The sequence below is a fragment of the Marinomonas rhizomae genome (assembly GCF_003315485.1).
GTDB classification, from domain to species: Bacteria; Pseudomonadota; Gammaproteobacteria; order Pseudomonadales; family Marinomonadaceae; genus Marinomonas; species Marinomonas rhizomae.
In genome coordinates this window covers 271436-287666 of the sequence record NZ_QNSE01000003.1, presented here as the reverse complement: position 1 = coordinate 287666, position 16231 = coordinate 271436, and the positions used below count along the sequence as shown (strand labels likewise).

The window sequence follows — 16231 nt, the reverse complement described above, 5'->3', positions numbered from 1 at the left end:
TGTCTTATCTAGAGGGGATTTTATTCTTAAGTGAAAGGATATTTCATGAAAGCCCTTGATACCCGGATCATTCCGGGACTTGTTTCTATTTTTATCGCTCTCCTAATCTGGTTTGTTGTGCCTGTACCTGATGGTGTATCTGTAAGTGCTTGGCATTTACTGGCTTTATTTGTTGGCACTGTAGTGGCTATTATCGGTAAGGCGATGCCCATTGGAGCGCTCGCGATTTTGGCGATTACTCTCGTGGCTGTAACCGGTGTCACTAACGATAAGCCTGCAGGCGCGATTAAAGATGCATTGAGTGGCTTTTCGAATTCTCTGATTTGGTTGATCGGTATTGCGATTGTCATCTCTCGGGGCTTGGCGAAGACAGGGCTTGGAAATCGTATCGGTTACTATTTCATTTCTTTATTTGGAAAAAAGACCATTGGTATTGGCTATGCTTTGGCTATATCAGAATTGGTTATCGCACCAGTAACGCCGAGTAATACTGCACGGGGAGGCGGTATAATTCATCCGATTATGAAATCAATTGCGACTAGTTTTGGTTCTTCGCCAGAAGAAGGAACTTCTCGTAAAATTGGCCATTATCTTGCTCTGGTCAATTACCATATCAATCCTGTTACTTCGGCCATGTTCATTACCGCCACTGCGCCGAATCCTTTAATTGTTAAATTAATTTCTGACGCCACTGGTGCTAACATTAGCATTACTTGGGGAACATGGGCGCTAGCGGCACTTTTGCCAGGCTTGGTGTGTATTGCACTTGTGCCTTTGGTTGTTTATGCCATTTATCCTCCTGAGACCAAAAGTACGCCAGATGCAAAAACTTACGCAAAGTCTAGACTCACCGAAATGGGGCCTATGTCTTATGGTGAAAAAGTTATGGTGGCGGTGTTTGCTCTTTTATTGATTCTCTGGGCTGGCATTCCTGAAATGTTGTTTGGTGCAAACTACGCAGTGAATACAACCGCGGTAGCATTTTTAGGTTTGTCGGTTTTATTGGTAACGGGGGTTTTGAGCTGGGATGATGTGCTCAAAGAGAAATCCGCTTGGGACACGGTGGTATGGTTCTCGGCTTTGGTAATGATGGCTACTTTTTTGAATAAACTAGGACTAGTGCAATGGTTTTCAACTGTAGTGGAAAGCAATATTGAACACTTGGGTTTTGATTGGGCCATTTCTGTTGTTATTTTGGTTACAATTTATTTCTATGTCCATTATTTCTTTGCAAGTACGACCGCACATATTACCGCCATGTTTGCGGCTTTTTATACCGCAGGGTTGGCGTTAGGCGCACCGCCTTTGTATCTTGGCTTGTTGCTTGCTGGTGCTTCTTCTTTAATGATGTCATTGACTCATTATGCGACTGGCACATCTCCAATCATCTTTGGTTCCGGTTATGTTTCAATGGAAGATTGGTGGATCATGGGCTTTATTATGAGTGTCGTTAATCTAGCGGTATGGGGCGTTGTTGGTGGGCTATGGTGGAAAGTGTTAGGTTATTGGTAGAGGTAAGCATTAGGCTAAAGGTTGACTCTCTTTTGGTAGTGGTGAGGTGTTGTTCCTAGTGCCTTTTTAAAATGACGACTCATATGGCTTTGATCGAAAAACCCGCAATCTAAGGCAACTCTGCTTGGTTCCTTACCACTTTTAAGTAAATTTTTTGCTTTTTGTAACCGAGATTGAATTTGATATTGGTGAGGGGTGATGCCAAATGAAGATTGGAATTGGCGAATGAGATGGTATTTGCTCACGCCAACCGTTCTTGATAAGTTTTCTAGGCTAATTTCCTGACTAGCATAAGCATGAATGTATTCTTTAGCATTGAGCAATGATTTCTTTGCCTTTTCCGTAGGGGGGACTGAATTATTTGTCTTACTGTTGAGTGTTAATTGTATGAAAAAATCATAAATCATGATTTCTAGGGTCAGCCTTGACGCTTTGTCAGCGATAGAGCTGAATATTAGGTTGAGCTTTCTTATAAGTTGTTCGTTATCAATAATTGGGTTATGGAAATAAGGTGCGTTTTTTGACTTACATGTAAAGTCACTTAGAAGGTCATCGAAAAAATCCGGAGTAGGGTACATGGCTCGATATCCCCAGCCATTTTCTGAAGCTGGGCCTCCAGTGTGAACTGAATCCGCATTAACAATGACTAAGCTGCCTGCTCCAGATGTGTGGTTTTCTCCTCCGCTGAAAAATCTTTGTGCCCCATATTCAATGATGCCAATGGCGTAGCCTTCGTGAATATGTTTTGAAAAGTGCTGATTTTTGAAGTTTGCTCGAACACATTCAATCCCATCGTAACAATCCAGATTAAAGAAATGTGATCCGATTTCCGTTTCCATAAAATACCTTTTGGGTTGTTGAGATGCCATAAAAACGCAATTTTATCCTATAAGCAAATATCTCTACATAGATAATAGATTCTTGTTTTATATGGGAGGATTTATGTTTGATCTTGGTAGCGATACTGTTTTGTATTACATTGCAATTTGTTTGATTGCGGCAGGGACACCGGGTCCAGGCACGCTTGCTGTATTGAATTCTGCTCTGTTCTTTGGCATCAGGAGAACATTGCCAGTGATGTTTGGGATTTTATTTGGCATGGGCGTCGTTTCTATAGCAACGGTAACCGGCTTAAGTGCTTTGATTTTGCACTCAACGTTTGCTTTTTTGGCGATTAAATACTTTGGTGGATTATATATTGGCTATTTAGGTATTCGCATTTTATGGCCTATCTTTAAAAGCATTCAAGGTGAGGTGAGAGTTGAAAAGTCCGACAAAGAAACAACATTCGTAACTGGTGTTATTCTGTCTATTTTTAATCCGAAAACCTTAGTGTTTTTCACTGCTCTACTTCCTGCTTTTATCCATCCAGAGAGCAGCGTGATTTCACAGACTGTTACTCTTACTCTGATTTTGTTGCTTTGTACTTTTTGTGTGCATTTAGTCTATAGCACGTTGTGTGGTTATGTGTCAGCCTTCTTTGTGCGACATATGATGTGGGTAGATGCTGCTACAGGTTCGATGTTTGTCTGTTTTTCAATTGTTGTATTGTTGTTGCCGTAATCTCTAGATAAAGGCGTGCGCAAATATGTAGTTATCCTTTTTGTTTAAATTTTTATTTTTGAAAGTTTGTGCTTGAATGCTTTACCCCTAAATATTGGGAGGATGTAACTAATGACGCACCGTAACGTAACGGCCTTTGTTGGAGGCAAGGACAAAGTGGATCGTACTATACATAAGAGGGTGTCATATTTATAAAAGTGTTTTGTAGCGCTTTAAAAAATGCTCTGTCAGATGGTGATCTTAAAAGCACAAAGATAAGGTTAAAATGTGCATCCTTATGTTTGCTGTTGTTCTTACCTCGGTGCCCCAATAGAATCAATAACAGTCTTAGAGTTAATCATGCAGTTAATTCTAAGACAGTTTTACCAGATAACTCGTTGAGAATGACCATCATGAAGAAAGTTTTTCTAAAAAAACTGCAGTCTCTTACCGCAATTCTCGTTTTAAATACTGTGCCTGCCAGCTTTGCACAAACCGGCATGGGTTATGACGCAGAAATTTCCTCTGCAAGAATCGTGTCGGATGAAAGGAGAGGTGCCTCTAAGGGCCCCATCACGGCAACGGACTCATTAAAGCAACTGTATTTTGATAATTCACTGGCGTACATTCAAAAACATACGGAACAGGCTGTTAGCTATCAGCACCAAGTAGCTTTGGCGTTGGTGGAAGAAGCGTACCAAGACGATTATGATACTTTATTAGATCAATATGAGAGCGAATTAGAAAATGCTGTTGCCACTGCCGATCTAGGTACAATAGAGGTTGTAAAAAGTAGAGTGGAGAGCCAGTTGCGGGATCTAAAGGATATGCGACGTGCGAAAATTGCTGAATTTAACCAACAATTTGGTATCACTTAAAAAACGACTTTACTTTAAGGTCTTTACAGTTAATTAGCGAGTCTAAATGTCTGCTTATCAAGCCCCAGTTAATTTTGTCATTATACGTCGGCAATTCGATTTTCGTGGCATTGAGATGGGGCGTTGGGTAACGCCAGAAGAAAGAGATCGCGCGGCGGTTAATTTTTATCGAGCGCTAGAAGATCTAATGTCTGTACTGCAAGGGCCGGAACAGCTGATATCTTTACGGGGTACTCTTGGTCTTCAGTATGGAAAGGGTGGACGACCCGGTGTGGCAGCTCATTATGTTCCGGCAACTAGGCAATTGTCTCTAGCGAAAAACGCAGGTGCTGGCAGCCTTGCTCACGAATGGTTTCATGCTTTCGACCATTACATGGGTGAAAAAATGTTCCAGCATGTCTCGCCTTCTCATTTTGCTTCTGCATGCTGGCTTAATAGCACTCAATTACAACTGTCTCGTAACAGGCAGCCTCACCCACTGAGCTTATTATTGGCTGAATGCTTCAAAGCCATTATGTTAAATGAAAAGGGAGACGAGCCCAGCGACATGTTTCAAGCTTCTCGCCTTGCTGACCAAAAGCTTAAAATAGTCTATTACGCCAAACCAGAAGAGATGTCAGCAAGAGCCTTTGAAGCTTTCGTAGAAGACGCAATGCCTAACAGCGCTTTTTTAGTGAAAGGAAGTCGCTACTCTGAAGAAGCCAAAATAGGGCTTTATCCGCAAGGTGAACAGCGACACCGTATCAGCCAAGCCTTTCATAGTTATTTCAGTCTGCTTGGTCGAGCGTTGCAGAGTGCATGATTTTCTACTTTAAAATACAGTTTCTGCCGTTGCTTTTTGCCTGATACATTAAATTATCAGCGCGTTTTAATAACTCATCTTGAGAATCCTCGGTTTTATCTTGAGAAATACCTGCGCTAAATGTCACTGAAGCATGCTTAAATGGTATTTCACTGAGGGATTGTGCCGTCTGAGTGGTAGCTTTATAAACCTCATCCAAAGATATAGGTAAGAAAAGGATGAACTCTTCTCCACCGAATCGTATAGCTAAGCCGTGATTTTTCTTGGCGACTTTTATCAATAGATCAGCAACGGACTGTAGAACCTTGTCTCCATAGTTATGTCCCCATTGGTCGTTTACATTTTTGAAATGGTCAATATCTAATAAGGCTAGGCTAAATATACGACCTTGCTGTTTCCAGCTTGTATATTGCTCATCTAACTTCCTGCGGTTATATAAGCCAGTCAGGGAATCTTGTTCAGATAGCGTTTTAAGCTTTTCTGATAGTTGCGTAGCTTTTTCTCGTTCGAGTTTGAAGCGAGTGGATAAGCTTTCCACCATTATGATCAGAAATAAACCAATAATGATGAAGGTTATTGTTAGGTCTATTTGTTTTAGTGAATCGGTGGTGTAATGAAAAACGAGTTCTGGGTGTGCATTTTCAAGCATAATTAAAGGAATAGGGGCCATCAGGCAGAAAAGCTGACCAACTCGACGATATAATCCGATATTTTTAAATGAACCAGAAATATAAATAAGTAGCCCTAATGCAACAAAAAATGTGGGGCCATTTGAGCCTCCGTTCCCCATCCAATTTATCGGAATGGCGACTAGGGTGATCAAGCCAAGGAAAGCGACGCTCATGAGTTTGAATTGGTTTCGCCAGCGAGATAAATACCAAACAAGAAATATCAGAAAAGACAGGGCCAAAAGAGCAATTACGGTAAATGTACTCGCCAAACCAAGATGGTAGTTTACCACCGCAGCGTAAAAAAACAGAACCGTTCCTACAAGTAGTACTGAATGGTGTGTGTATTCAAAAGGTTTATCTTTGTTTACAAGTAACCATTCTAAAACTTTAGATAAATAGTGCCTATACATCTTGTTCACTCACAATAAAGTCCCCCTTATTGTAAGTGAAAAGGCAAGAAATACTCGATAGAAAATTGAATCAAAAGGTTTTAATTCACGGCTTTTATATTAAAAGGGTTACTTGGGCTCTGCTGATTGATGCTTTAACGACTTGAAATGGTTAAGGCTGGGCTGAGTTTTAGGGTTAACAGTCCGACAAGAGCGATAGCTGCGCCTAGCCAAATAGTTATTGTTAGCGAGTAGCCGTACGATAACAATATTCCAGCGGTAAAGCTGCCAAACATGATACCTAACGTTATCATTGACGCATGTAGTGTATTGACAAATGCACGACCACCTTGAGGTAACTCCATTAATCGGCTAACCATTGCAGGGTTTAAGCTCACGCCACATAATCCAAGAAGTAAAGTACAGGTTATTGCTAACCAATGACAATTATGAAAGAGGGCAAATATACACAGATTGATAACGAGAAAGCTGATGCCTATTACGAGTGTTCTTTTTGTGTGTATAGCTGCCATTTTTGCAACTAAATTATTTCCGATGAGCATAATGCCGCCATATGTAAAAAGAATGAATGTGATGCTGTTTTGAGGTATTTTTGATGTTTGATTGAGAATAGGGACAATATAGCTAAATGGAGCATACACGGCGCCTATGATGCAGAAACTGGTAAAAAACACCCACCAAAGCCGAACGTCAAAGATAGCGCCTAATTCTTTTCTAAGGGGGCGTGGCGGTTCGGGCGAAAGGTCGGGTAGGGCTAAGTATGTTAATAAAGCGCTGATACTTGCTAGGCCAACGATAAGGAAAAAGCTTGCTTGCCAGTTGCTGTATTCAGACACAATTTTTGCCAATGGCAGGCCTATGATGGTGCCAAGCATAATGCCTGCTAAAACCGTTGATATGGCTTTTAGTTTGCTATCCGAATTGACAAGTCGAGCTGATAAACCAATAGAAACGCCAAAAAATGCACCTGAAACCATGCCTGTTATAGATCGAGCGATGACTAGTTGGCTATAAAGTATTCGAAAAACCGCCAAGTAGTTCACCCAAAATAAAGATGATGTAGAGCATCATCAAGGTTTTTTTCACGGCTAATCTAGACACTAATATTGCCAATATGGGGCCACCAATGGCCATACTGGCAGCAAAAATAGAGACCAAATGCCCTGTCTGAGCGATGCTGATAGCTAATGCTGCTGATATTTGTTCCATCATTCCTAATACTTGTAGCTCACAACTGATCATAATGAAAATGCCAAAACTCAGCATATAAACACTAATGGGTAGTGGTGTTCGCATTTCTCTCTCCAACATAATTTTACGTTGTGAGATTATGTTTAATGATTTAAGTTTAATAAATGCAATTAAATCATTTGAGTGATGAATAAAATCATGGAATACGATCTTAATGCTGTAAGGCAATTTATTAAAGTGGCTGAAAATCTGAGTTTTACTGTTGCCGCTCAACAATTAGATGTGACTCAATCTGGTATCTCTAGGGCAGTCAATCGGCTGGAATCCCAGTTAGGTCTTCGACTGTTGCACCGTAATACGCGTAATTTAAAGTTGACGGTAGATGGCGAATTATTTTTAAAACGTGTTAAACCGTTAGTTAGCGGCCTTGAAGAGGCGCATCAAGAGTTACTGGAATATGGGCTTGAACCTAAAGGTAGTTTAAAAATTAGTGCGCCATCAGCATTTGGCCGGGTTATTATTATGCCTATTGTTGCTAAATTGTTGGATGAGTACCCAAAGCTCACTATAGAGTTGGTGCTAACTGATCGAGTGGTTGATCTGGTAGGAGAAGGGTTTGATGCTGTCATTCGTAGCGGAAGTATTCAGGATAGCCGAGTGATTGCGAGGCCTCTTAAAGCCGCTGATTGGGTGACAGTTGCATCGCCAAAATACCTCGAATCTTATGGTTCCCCAAAGACGTTAGAGGAATTACCTGCACATAATTGTATGCAAGTCAGAAGTCCAACTACTGGGCAATTATTTCCTTGGACATTTAGGAAGGGTGAGAAGGATGCTGACTTCCCTATTAGAGGAAGTTTAGTTGTTGATCACGGAGACCCTTTGGTGGAAGCCGCGTTATTAAATATTGGTATGGCACAATTGATGACTTTTTTCGTAGAGGGTTATTTGAAAGACGGGTTGCTGGCGCCAGTTTTAAGTGAGTATGCTCGATCATCGACGCCTTTAACGCTTCTCTATCCATCCGCTCGACATCGTTCAGCCAAGTTAATGGTGTTTCGTGATGCGTTGCTTGAGCACTGGGGTGGTCGTGAGTAAATAAAAATGAATTGATTTGATAAATATGATCATATAAGTAAGCTATTTATCTTTTGATTTGAAGTTCCCCTTATTTGTTTTTGATGTTGTTTTAAGCGGAACTAAAAAAGGCGAATCATTGCGGATTCGCCTTTTTCGTTTCTAGTGCTTTTTAGTTGCTTGGGCGATTAGTCTTCGTAGCTGTCTATTGGTGGGCATTCGCAGAATAGGTTGCGGTCACCGTAAACGTTGTCGATACGACCAACTGGTGGCCAGTATTTGCGTGCTTTGATCCAAGTAAGTGGGTAAGCGGCTTCTTTGCGTGAGTAGGCGTGAGCCCATTCGCTGTCTAGAAGACAGTCTGCTGTGTGTGGTGCATTGACTAGTGGGTTGTCTTCTAGCGGCCATTCGCCAGCTTGTACTTTACTGATCTCTTTTCGAATCTGAATCATAGAGTCGCAGAAGCGATCTAGCTCTTCTAGGTTTTCCGATTCGGTCGGTTCGATCATCAAGGTGCCAGCAACAGGGAAGGACATAGTTGGCGCATGGAAGCCAAAGTCCATCAGGCGTTTAGCGATGTCTTCTTCACTAATGCCTGATTCTGCTTTTAGTGGACGAATGTCGATAATACATTCGTGTGCCACAGTGCCGTTTTTGCCTGTGTAAAGCACAGGGTAATGTTCGCCTAGGCGTTTGGCGATGTAGTTTGCATTCAAAATGGCATTGAAGGTTGCGTCGCGTAAGCCTTTGTCTCCCATCATTTTGATATACATCCAAGTGATAACAAGAATGCTTGCGCTGCCGTACGGAGCGGCAGATACTGCGCCGTGCTGTTCAAGCATGCCCATCACTGGTGCAACTGCGTGACCCGGTAGGAAAGGAGCAAGGTGAGATTTAACACCAATTGGGCCCATACCTGGACCGCCACCACCATGTGGGATGCAGAATGTTTTGTGTAAATTAAGGTGAGATACGTCACCACCAAACGTACCTGGAGGCGCAACACCGACAAGTGCGTTTAAATTTGCGCCATCAATGTACACTTGGCCGCCAAATTTATGAACGATGTCACAGACTTCGCGAATGTGTTCTTCGAATACACCGTGAGTAGACGGATACGTCGCCATGATGCAGCTAAGCTGTGCGGCATGCTTCTCTGCTTTTTCAGCAAGATCGACTAAATCGATGTTGCCATCTTCGTCACACTTAACAATAACAACTTTCATGCCGGCTAATGCGGCAGATGCTGGGTTTGTGCCGTGAGCGGAACTTGGAATCAAACATACATCACGATCATGGTCGCCACGAGATTTATGGTATTTATCAATAGCAATAAGGCCTGCGTATTCGCCTTGGGCACCTGAGTTAGGCTGCAAAGAGACGGTGTCATAACCCGTTGCCTTAGAAAGCATGTCAACAAGTTCTTGTAATAGTGCGTGGTAACCAGAAACTTGATTGCTTGGCGCAAATGGGTGAATGCGACCAAGTTCTGCCCAGGTGACAGGGATCATTTCAGAGGCAGCATTTAGTTTCATTGTGCAAGAGCCCAAAGGGATCATGCTTTGGTTAAGTGCAATATCTTTAACTTCTAATTGATGCATATAGCGCATCAATTCAGTTTCACTGTGGTGGCTGTTAAACACTGGGTGAGTCAGGATGTCATCTTGTCGCAATAGTGCAGCATCAAAACCGTACGCCGTTTCAGTGTTGGTAATGTCTTCTAGTGACAGTTCTGCACCGAAACACTCAGCCAAATCGATAAGGTCATTTGGTGTGATGGTTTCGTTTAGTGCGATAGATACTTGCTCTTCAGACACTTTGTAGAAGTTCATTAACTTCGCGGCGCCAGTTGCCATTATGTTGTCTGTTTGTTCGCCAGTGTTAACAATGACGGTATCAAAGTAGCTTGCGTTAGTTGTAAAGCCTTGCTTTTGGATGGCACTAGCAAAGCAATTCGTCAATGCAGCGATGCGATTAGCAATTTTCTTTAGGCCTGTAGGGCCATGATAAACCGCATAGAAGCCAGCCATCATGGCAAGTAATGCTTGAGCGGTGCAGATATTTGAAGTCGCTTTTTCGCGGCGAATGTGCTGCTCACGAGTTTGCATCGCCATGCGAAGTGCTGGTTTTCCATGGCTATCTTTAGATACGCCGATAACGCGACCTGGCATAGAGCGTTTGAATGCGTCTTTGGTTGCTAGGAAGGCTGCATGAGGTCCGCCAAAGCCCATTGGTACGCCAAAACGTTGTGCGGAACCGAACACAATGTCGGCCCCCATTTCACCTGGTGATTTCAATAAAACAAGAGACAGTAGATCTACTGCAATACTTACAAGCGCACCTTGTTCGTGTGCCTGTGTAATGGCGGGTGTCAAATCGCTCACTGTGCCGTCAATGCCTGGATATTGGAAGATGGCACCAAACACATCATGTTGTGCAAAGTTGGCGATGTCATCAACAATAACGTCAATTTCAAGTAGTTCAGCACGCGTTTTAATGACGTCAATTGTTTGTGGTAAGCAATGGTTTGCAACAAACAGTTTGTCGCTCTTCTTGCGGTTGGAGCGCTTCATCAGAGTCATGGCTTCAGCCGCAGCTGTCGCTTCATCTAACAAGGAAGCGTTAGATATTTCCATGCCCGTTAGGTCGATGATGACTTGTTGGAAGTTTAGTAGTGCTTCCAGACGACCTTGAGAAATCTCTGGTTGGTAAGGTGTGTACGCTGTATACCAGCCTGGGTTTTCTAATAAATTGCGCAAAATAGGGGATGGCACATGAGTATCGTGGTAACCCATGCCGATAAAAGAACGCGCCACTTTGTTTTGATTGGCGATGGCTTTTAATTGCACAAGTGCTTCGCTTTCGCTAACAGGGTTGGCTGAAAGGTCTAGATTTGCTTGACGAATGGCTTCAGGTACTGTTTTTTCGATCAGTTCTGGAAGGCTGTTTATGCCGATTGTTGCTAGCATTTTGGCTTGTTCTGATTCATCAGGGCCAATATGGCGAGCAATAAATTCATCGTTGTTTAACAAATCGCGAATGCACGAGGTCATGGTTTAATCACCTATTAAGATAAAATCGGGAGAATGGGCTCTCTTTATAAAAGGAATAGGAGAGCCATTTAGAGACTATTCGATAGTGGCTGAATAGCCTGCAGCATCAAGTAGTTTATTAAGGTCAGCGGCGTCGCTAAGCTTGATTTTTGCGATCCAGGCGCCTTCAAAAGGGACCTCGTTGATTAATTCTGGCGCATCGTTTAGAGCGTCATTTACTTCAATTACTTCGCCATTAACGGGAGCGTAAATGTCAGAAGCGGCTTTTACAGATTCTACTAGAGAAAACTGTTCTGTCGCCGTAACTTCTGCGCCTACTTCTGGAAGTTCAACGTAAACAACGTCACCTAGTAGGTCTTGCGCATGATCGGTAATGCCAACAGTAACAGTGCCGTCGCCATTGTCTAAAACCCATTCATGAGAGTCTGCGTATTTTAGATTTTCTGGAATAGTGCTCATGGTATTAATGCCTCTTTAAAAAAATACCCAAGGAGTTTAGCTCCTTGGGTATGTGATTTTTAGCGGTAAAGTGGAAAACGTTTGCAAAGCTCTTTTACTTCAGCAAGTACGCGAGCTTCAACTTCTGGGTTGCCTTCAGGCATCTCAACTAAACCGTCAAGTACGTCACTAATAAGGTGACCTACTTTTTCGAATTCTTCAACGCCGAAACCGCGTGATGTTGCTGCTGGTGTACCGATACGGATACCAGAAGTAATCATTGGTTTTTCAGTGTCGAAAGGGATGCCATTTTTGTTGCAAGTGATACCGGCGCGCTCTAGCGCTTTATCAACAACGTTACCTTTCAATCCTTTAGGGCGAAGGTCAACAAGCATTAGGTGGTTATCTGTTCCGCCAGTCACGATATCGCAACCACGTTCCATCATCACAGCAGCCAATGCTTTTGCGTTAGCAACAACTTGATCGATGTAAACTTTGAACTCAGGTTTAAGTGCTTCACCAAATGCTACTGCCTTACCAGCAATAACGTGCATTAGTGGACCGCCTTGGTAGCCTGGGAAAACGGCTGAGTTGATTTTCTTACCAAGATCAAGATCGTTGGAGAGAATCATGCCGCCACGTGGTCCACGAAGTGTTTTGTGTGTTGTCGTTGTCACAACATGTGCGTGCGGAAGCGGAGATGGATGCGCGCCAGTTGCGACAAGACCAGCGATGTGAGCCATATCTACGAAAAGGTAAGCGCCAACTTTGTCAGCAATTTCACGGAAACGTTTGAAGTCAATAACACGAGGAATAGCTGAGCCACCCGCGATGATCATTTTTGGTTTGCATTCTAGAGCTTGAGCTTCGATAGCATCGTAATCAATCAGCAGTGTCTCAGGATTAACTTGGTACTGAACGGCATTAAACCATTTGCCAGACTGAGCTGGTGGCGCGCCATGAGTCAAGTGACCGCCAGCATCCAAAGACATACCTAGGATTGTGTCGCCAGGTTGAAGTAGAGCAAGCATCACTGCGCCATTTGCTTGGGCGCCAGAGTGAGGTTGTACGTTAACGAACTCACAACTAAACAGTTGTTTAGCACGATCAATCGCAAGTTGTTCAGTAACATCAACCGCTTCACAACCACCATAGTAACGACGATTCGGGTAACCTTCCGCGTATTTGTTTGTCAGAACAGAACCTTGAGCTTCTAAAACTGCTTTTGAAGTGATGTTTTCAGATGCTATCAATTCAATGCCAGTTTCTTGGCGTTCTTGTTCCTCAACGATTGTTGCAAAAAGCTCTGGATCTCGTTCAGCTAGAGTTTGGCTGAAAAATGCTTCGGTGTTGGCCATGGGTAATTCCTCTTAAATAAACATGTATGCCCAAAAGACAATGAGTCTTGCGTATAATAACACTAAGGCAGTCTAAAATGATGAAAAAAGATCATCTTTCTAAGAGCGTCAGTCATTGTTCGGTTTTCGTCAATTTTGCTTATCATAATAAAAAAGTTTCCAATTGGAAACAGCAAACGCGAGGGAATTTTAAAGTTTGTTTGTTGAGAATGTTGACCGATTGATTAGGATTTTTGTGGATGTCTATTGGTTTTGATTGTCAATAGTGCAGAATAAATCTCTCTTAAGGCTTGTCAAAACAAGTTAATTTTAGATACTCTGTTTCCAATTGGAAACAAACGTAAACACAACTTTAATAAAGGTTTTCGCTATGAAACGTACTGCTCTTTGTGATCTACATGTCGCCTCAGGCGCTAGAATGGTTGAATTTGCGGGTTATGAAATGCCTGTTCAGTATCCGTTAGGAGTGATGAAAGAGCACTTGTGGGCTCGTGAAAATGTAGGTTTGTTTGATGTGTCGCACATGGGGCAGGTTATGTTACGGGGTGAAAATGTTAAGGTGGCGCTTGAGGCTATTTTACCTGTTGATGTGCTTGGATTGCCTGAAGGTACGCAGCGTTACGGCATGTTTACTACCGAAGAAGGTGGCATTACCGATGACTTGATGTTCGCCAATTGGGGAGAGGATATCTTCATGGTAGTAAATGCTGGCTGTAAAGAGCAAGACTTTGCTTATTTGCAGTCGTCTTTGGTTGGCTGTGATGTTGAAATCATTGAAGATCGGTCGCTGCTTGCTATTCAAGGTCCAAAAGCACGCGAGGTGTTTGCTCGCATGGTGCCTGATGCTTCTACTATGACGTTTATGCAAAGCCTAAAATTTGAATGGCAAGGTGTTGAGCTATGGGTAAGCTGCTCAGGTTACACTGGTGAAGATGGTTATGAGGTTTCTGTGCCAAATGATCATGCAGAAGCCTTTGCTAATGCTCTGTTGTCTTTCGATGAGGTTGAGTGGATTGGTCTTGGGGCGCGTGACTCTTTGCGTCTTGAGGCTGGCCTGTGTTTGTATGGCCATGATATTGACACTACAACCACTCCCATCGAAGCTTCTCTTAATTGGGCAATACAAAAAGTTCGTCGCTTAGAGGGGGATCGTGCTGGTGGTTTTCCTGGTGCCGACATCATATTGCCACAATTTACGAGTAAGCCTGCCAGAAAGCGTGTTGGCTTCTTGGTTGATGGTCGAGCACCTGTTCGTGAAGGGGTCGAAATAGTGGATGCTTCTGGGGAAGTGAAAGGTTCAGTAACCAGTGGTGGCTTTTCACCAAGTCTTGCTCAGCCTATCATAATGGCTTATGTGTCTACTCAAGCTTTGGATGCTGGAGAGGCTTTATTCGCAAATGTGAGAGGAAAAAATATTCCATTGAAGAAAGCGGCGATGCCTTTTGTGCCTTCTCGATACTATCGTGGATAATGTTTCTTTGAGCTTGTGAGCTTTAGTTCTAAATATTAAGTCTAATACGCCTAATTATAGAGCTTAATAAAATGCGTTACGTGAAGCTTAATTCTTTGCGTGGCGCATTTTTGTTTCTTATGTGATAATTCCTTACTTTTGTGGAGTCTACCGTTGACAAGTGCAACTCAGCTTGTGGAAGCCTTCAGCGCCTGTTTCCTTTCAAGTTTTAACACCCGCTTAATTGGTGGTGCAGATGAACCTCTTTATCTGCCAGCTGAATCGAATAGCGTGGCTACTATATATTTTCGTTTTGACTATCCTTCAAGCGCGCTGCACGAAGTGAGTCATTGGTGTATTGCCGGACATAAAAGGCGATTGCTGGAAGATTATGGGTACTGGTACGAATCGGATTCTCGTAACCTGCAAACGCAAAAAGAGTTTGAGAAGGTTGAAGTGATCCCTCAGGCTGTTGAATGCATTTTACATTGGGCCGCAGGGTTACCCTTTCGTGTCAGTGTTGATAACTTGTCTATGCCTGATTACGACGCAAAACATTTTGAGCAGGCTGTTATGTCTCAAGTTAGTAAATATATTGTTTCTGGTTTACCCGAAAGGGCTGAGACCTTTTCTAGGTATTTATTGGCACAGCGCCTTCCCGATCAAATATTTAATGAATTCTTAAAGCGACAGTATGAAAATTATTGCAGATGAAAATATGCCAAATGCGAAGGCTCTATTTTCGCACTTGGGTGATGTTGAGTTGGTAAATGGTCGAACGTTAACTCATGAACAAGTAAAAGATGCGGATGTACTTTTAGTGCGGTCGGTGACAAAAGTCACTAAGCTGCTGCTTGAAGGAAGCTCGGTTCGCTTTGTTGGTAGTGCAACAATAGGTGTGGATCATGTTGACTTGGAATGTCTGGCTGAATTAGATGTGGCTTTTAGTAGTGCGCCTGGCTGTAATGCTGAAGCGGTTGCGGATTATGTCTTCAGTAGTTTGAGCCACCTTTATATGACTAAGAAAGTCAGTTGGTTAAATAAAAAAATTGGCATTATTGGATATGGCAATGTTGGCAAAACTGTTTATGACCGTTTTGCCAACATTGGGTGTCAAGTATGCGTATATGATCCTATTAAAGAAAAGAGCAGAGATTTTGCTAACTTTGTCACTTTGGATGAGATTCTTTCTTGTGATGTGATTTCTTTGCATGCACCTTTAACTCATTCAGGGTTATATGCAACCAGTGGAATGATTGGAAGAGAAGAGCTTGCTCGATTATCTGCGGGTGTGGTTGTTATTTCAGCCGGAAGGGGCGGGGTAATAGATGAGCGCGCTTTGCTTGAACGACATGCTCAGTTGGACGGTAATATCCACTTAGTGCTTGATGTCTGGGATAATGAGCCTTCAATTAACCAGGAACTCGTTGCTATTGCTGATATTGCTACTCCTCATATAGCCGGTTATAGCAAGCAAGGTCGTGAAAAAGGTACATGGATGGTGTATCAAGCTCTTTGTCATTATCTTCGGTTAAATTTGGGGGTTGTGAATGAGCGTGATGCTATTAGTGCAGGATGGATTTCGTCTATTAATGCCAATGCTGAAGCGCTTAAAGAAGAAATGCTAGCTCGCAGCGTACAAGCAATCTATGATGTGGCAAGAGATGACGCTAGGTTGCGCTATAAATATCGAGAAAATAAAGAGAAAAATGTGTTTGATTGGCTGCGAAAGCATTATGTAGAAAGAGATGAATTAAATACTTGTTTGATTCGCTCCCATGATAACGATGCGTCTGAAATGATGGGCGCTATCGGTTTTTCGGTACAAATTAATCATAACTAAGGTAAT

At 42.6% G+C, this 16231-nt stretch carries 15 protein-coding genes; 8 read left to right on the top strand and 7 right to left on the bottom strand.

The genetic code is table 11. From position 1 onward, the window contains the following. The first annotated feature begins 45 nt into the window (after positions 1–45). Positions 46–1512: an anion permease gene (locus tag DFP80_RS04980; protein ID WP_113915711.1), complete on the top strand. Its 1467-nt coding sequence runs from the start codon at positions 46–48 to the stop codon at positions 1510–1512. Between the two features lie 14 nt (positions 1513–1526). On the opposite strand, the gene DFP80_RS04975 is transcribed toward DFP80_RS04980, so the two are convergent. After that, a complete protein-coding gene (locus DFP80_RS04975; protein ID WP_113915759.1) occupies positions 1527–2351 on the bottom strand; it encodes an AraC family transcriptional regulator in 825 nt (274 codons plus the stop codon). Positions 2352–2454: 103 nt separating this feature from the next. On the opposite strand from DFP80_RS04975, the gene DFP80_RS04970 reads away from it, so the two are divergent. The 3 genes from DFP80_RS04970 to DFP80_RS04960 all read left to right on the top strand — a co-directional run bounded on the left by DFP80_RS04970 (position 2455) and on the right by DFP80_RS04960 (position 4734). Continuing rightward, positions 2455–3075 carry a LysE family translocator gene (locus DFP80_RS04970; RefSeq protein WP_158601340.1) on the top strand — a complete coding sequence of 207 codons (621 nt, stop codon included), beginning with the start codon at positions 2455–2457 and terminating at the stop codon, positions 3073–3075. Positions 3076–3467: 392 nt separating this feature from the next. Next, the gene (locus DFP80_RS04965) at positions 3468–3932 is read left to right on the top strand and encodes a hypothetical protein (RefSeq protein WP_147243838.1); all 465 of its coding nucleotides are present in this window, start codon (positions 3468–3470) and stop codon (positions 3930–3932) included. Positions 3933–3978: 46 nt separating this feature from the next. After that, on the top strand, positions 3979–4734 hold the full coding sequence (locus DFP80_RS04960) for a CLCA_X family protein (RefSeq protein WP_113915708.1): 756 nt from the start codon (positions 3979–3981) through the stop codon (positions 4732–4734). A gap of 4 nt (positions 4735–4738) precedes the next feature. On the opposite strand, the gene DFP80_RS04955 is transcribed toward DFP80_RS04960, so the two are convergent. The 3 genes from DFP80_RS04955 to DFP80_RS04945 form a co-directional block, all read right to left on the bottom strand. Further along, positions 4739–5815, bottom strand: a complete 1077-nt coding sequence (locus DFP80_RS04955) for a GGDEF domain-containing protein (RefSeq protein WP_113915707.1) — start codon at positions 5813–5815, stop codon at positions 4739–4741. 134 nt (positions 5816–5949) lie between these two features. Next, the gene (locus tag DFP80_RS04950) at positions 5950–6849 is read right to left on the bottom strand and encodes an MFS transporter (protein WP_113915706.1); all 900 of its coding nucleotides are present in this window, start codon (positions 6847–6849) and stop codon (positions 5950–5952) included. Then, complete coding sequence (locus DFP80_RS04945) at positions 6824–7111, bottom strand: MFS transporter (protein ID WP_113915705.1); 288 nt, start codon at positions 7109–7111, stop codon at positions 6824–6826. Before DFP80_RS04945 ends, DFP80_RS04950 begins: the two co-directional genes overlap by 26 nt. 93 nt (positions 7112–7204) lie before the next feature. On the opposite strand from DFP80_RS04945, the gene DFP80_RS04940 reads away from it, so the two are divergent. Further along, positions 7205–8104: a LysR family transcriptional regulator gene (locus DFP80_RS04940; protein ID WP_241560192.1), complete on the top strand. Its 900-nt coding sequence runs from the start codon at positions 7205–7207 to the stop codon at positions 8102–8104. Between the two features lie 167 nt (positions 8105–8271). Here the strand turns inward: DFP80_RS04940 and gcvP are convergent, their stop codons facing one another. The 3 genes from gcvP to glyA all read right to left on the bottom strand — a co-directional run bounded on the left by gcvP (position 8272) and on the right by glyA (position 12932). Continuing rightward, positions 8272–11136 carry an aminomethyl-transferring glycine dehydrogenase gene (gcvP, locus tag DFP80_RS04935; RefSeq protein ID WP_113915703.1) on the bottom strand — a complete coding sequence of 955 codons (2865 nt, stop codon included), beginning with the start codon at positions 11134–11136 and terminating at the stop codon, positions 8272–8274. Positions 11137–11211: 75 nt separating this feature from the next. Beyond that, positions 11212–11595 (bottom strand): glycine cleavage system protein GcvH, encoded by a 384-nt coding sequence (gene gcvH, locus DFP80_RS04930; RefSeq protein ID WP_113915702.1) that lies wholly within the window; start codon positions 11593–11595, stop codon positions 11212–11214. Positions 11596–11654: 59 nt separating this feature from the next. Next, a complete protein-coding gene (glyA, locus tag DFP80_RS04925; protein ID WP_113915701.1) occupies positions 11655–12932 on the bottom strand; it encodes a serine hydroxymethyltransferase in 1278 nt (425 codons plus the stop codon). 370 nt (positions 12933–13302) lie between these two features. On the opposite strand from glyA, the gene gcvT reads away from it, so the two are divergent. The 3 genes from gcvT (at position 13303) to DFP80_RS04910 (ending at position 16225) form a co-directional block, all read left to right on the top strand. Continuing rightward, a complete protein-coding gene (gcvT, locus tag DFP80_RS04920; RefSeq protein ID WP_113915700.1) occupies positions 13303–14403 on the top strand; it encodes a glycine cleavage system aminomethyltransferase GcvT in 1101 nt (366 codons plus the stop codon). 153 nt (positions 14404–14556) lie between these two features. Further along, on the top strand, positions 14557–15096 hold the full coding sequence (locus tag DFP80_RS04915; protein WP_113915699.1) for an elongation factor P hydroxylase: 540 nt from the start codon (positions 14557–14559) through the stop codon (positions 15094–15096). Then, positions 15077–16225 carry a 4-phosphoerythronate dehydrogenase gene (locus tag DFP80_RS04910; protein WP_113915698.1) on the top strand — a complete coding sequence of 383 codons (1149 nt, stop codon included), beginning with the start codon at positions 15077–15079 and terminating at the stop codon, positions 16223–16225. Before DFP80_RS04915 ends, DFP80_RS04910 begins: the two co-directional genes overlap by 20 nt. Positions 16226–16231: the final 6 nt, after the last annotated feature.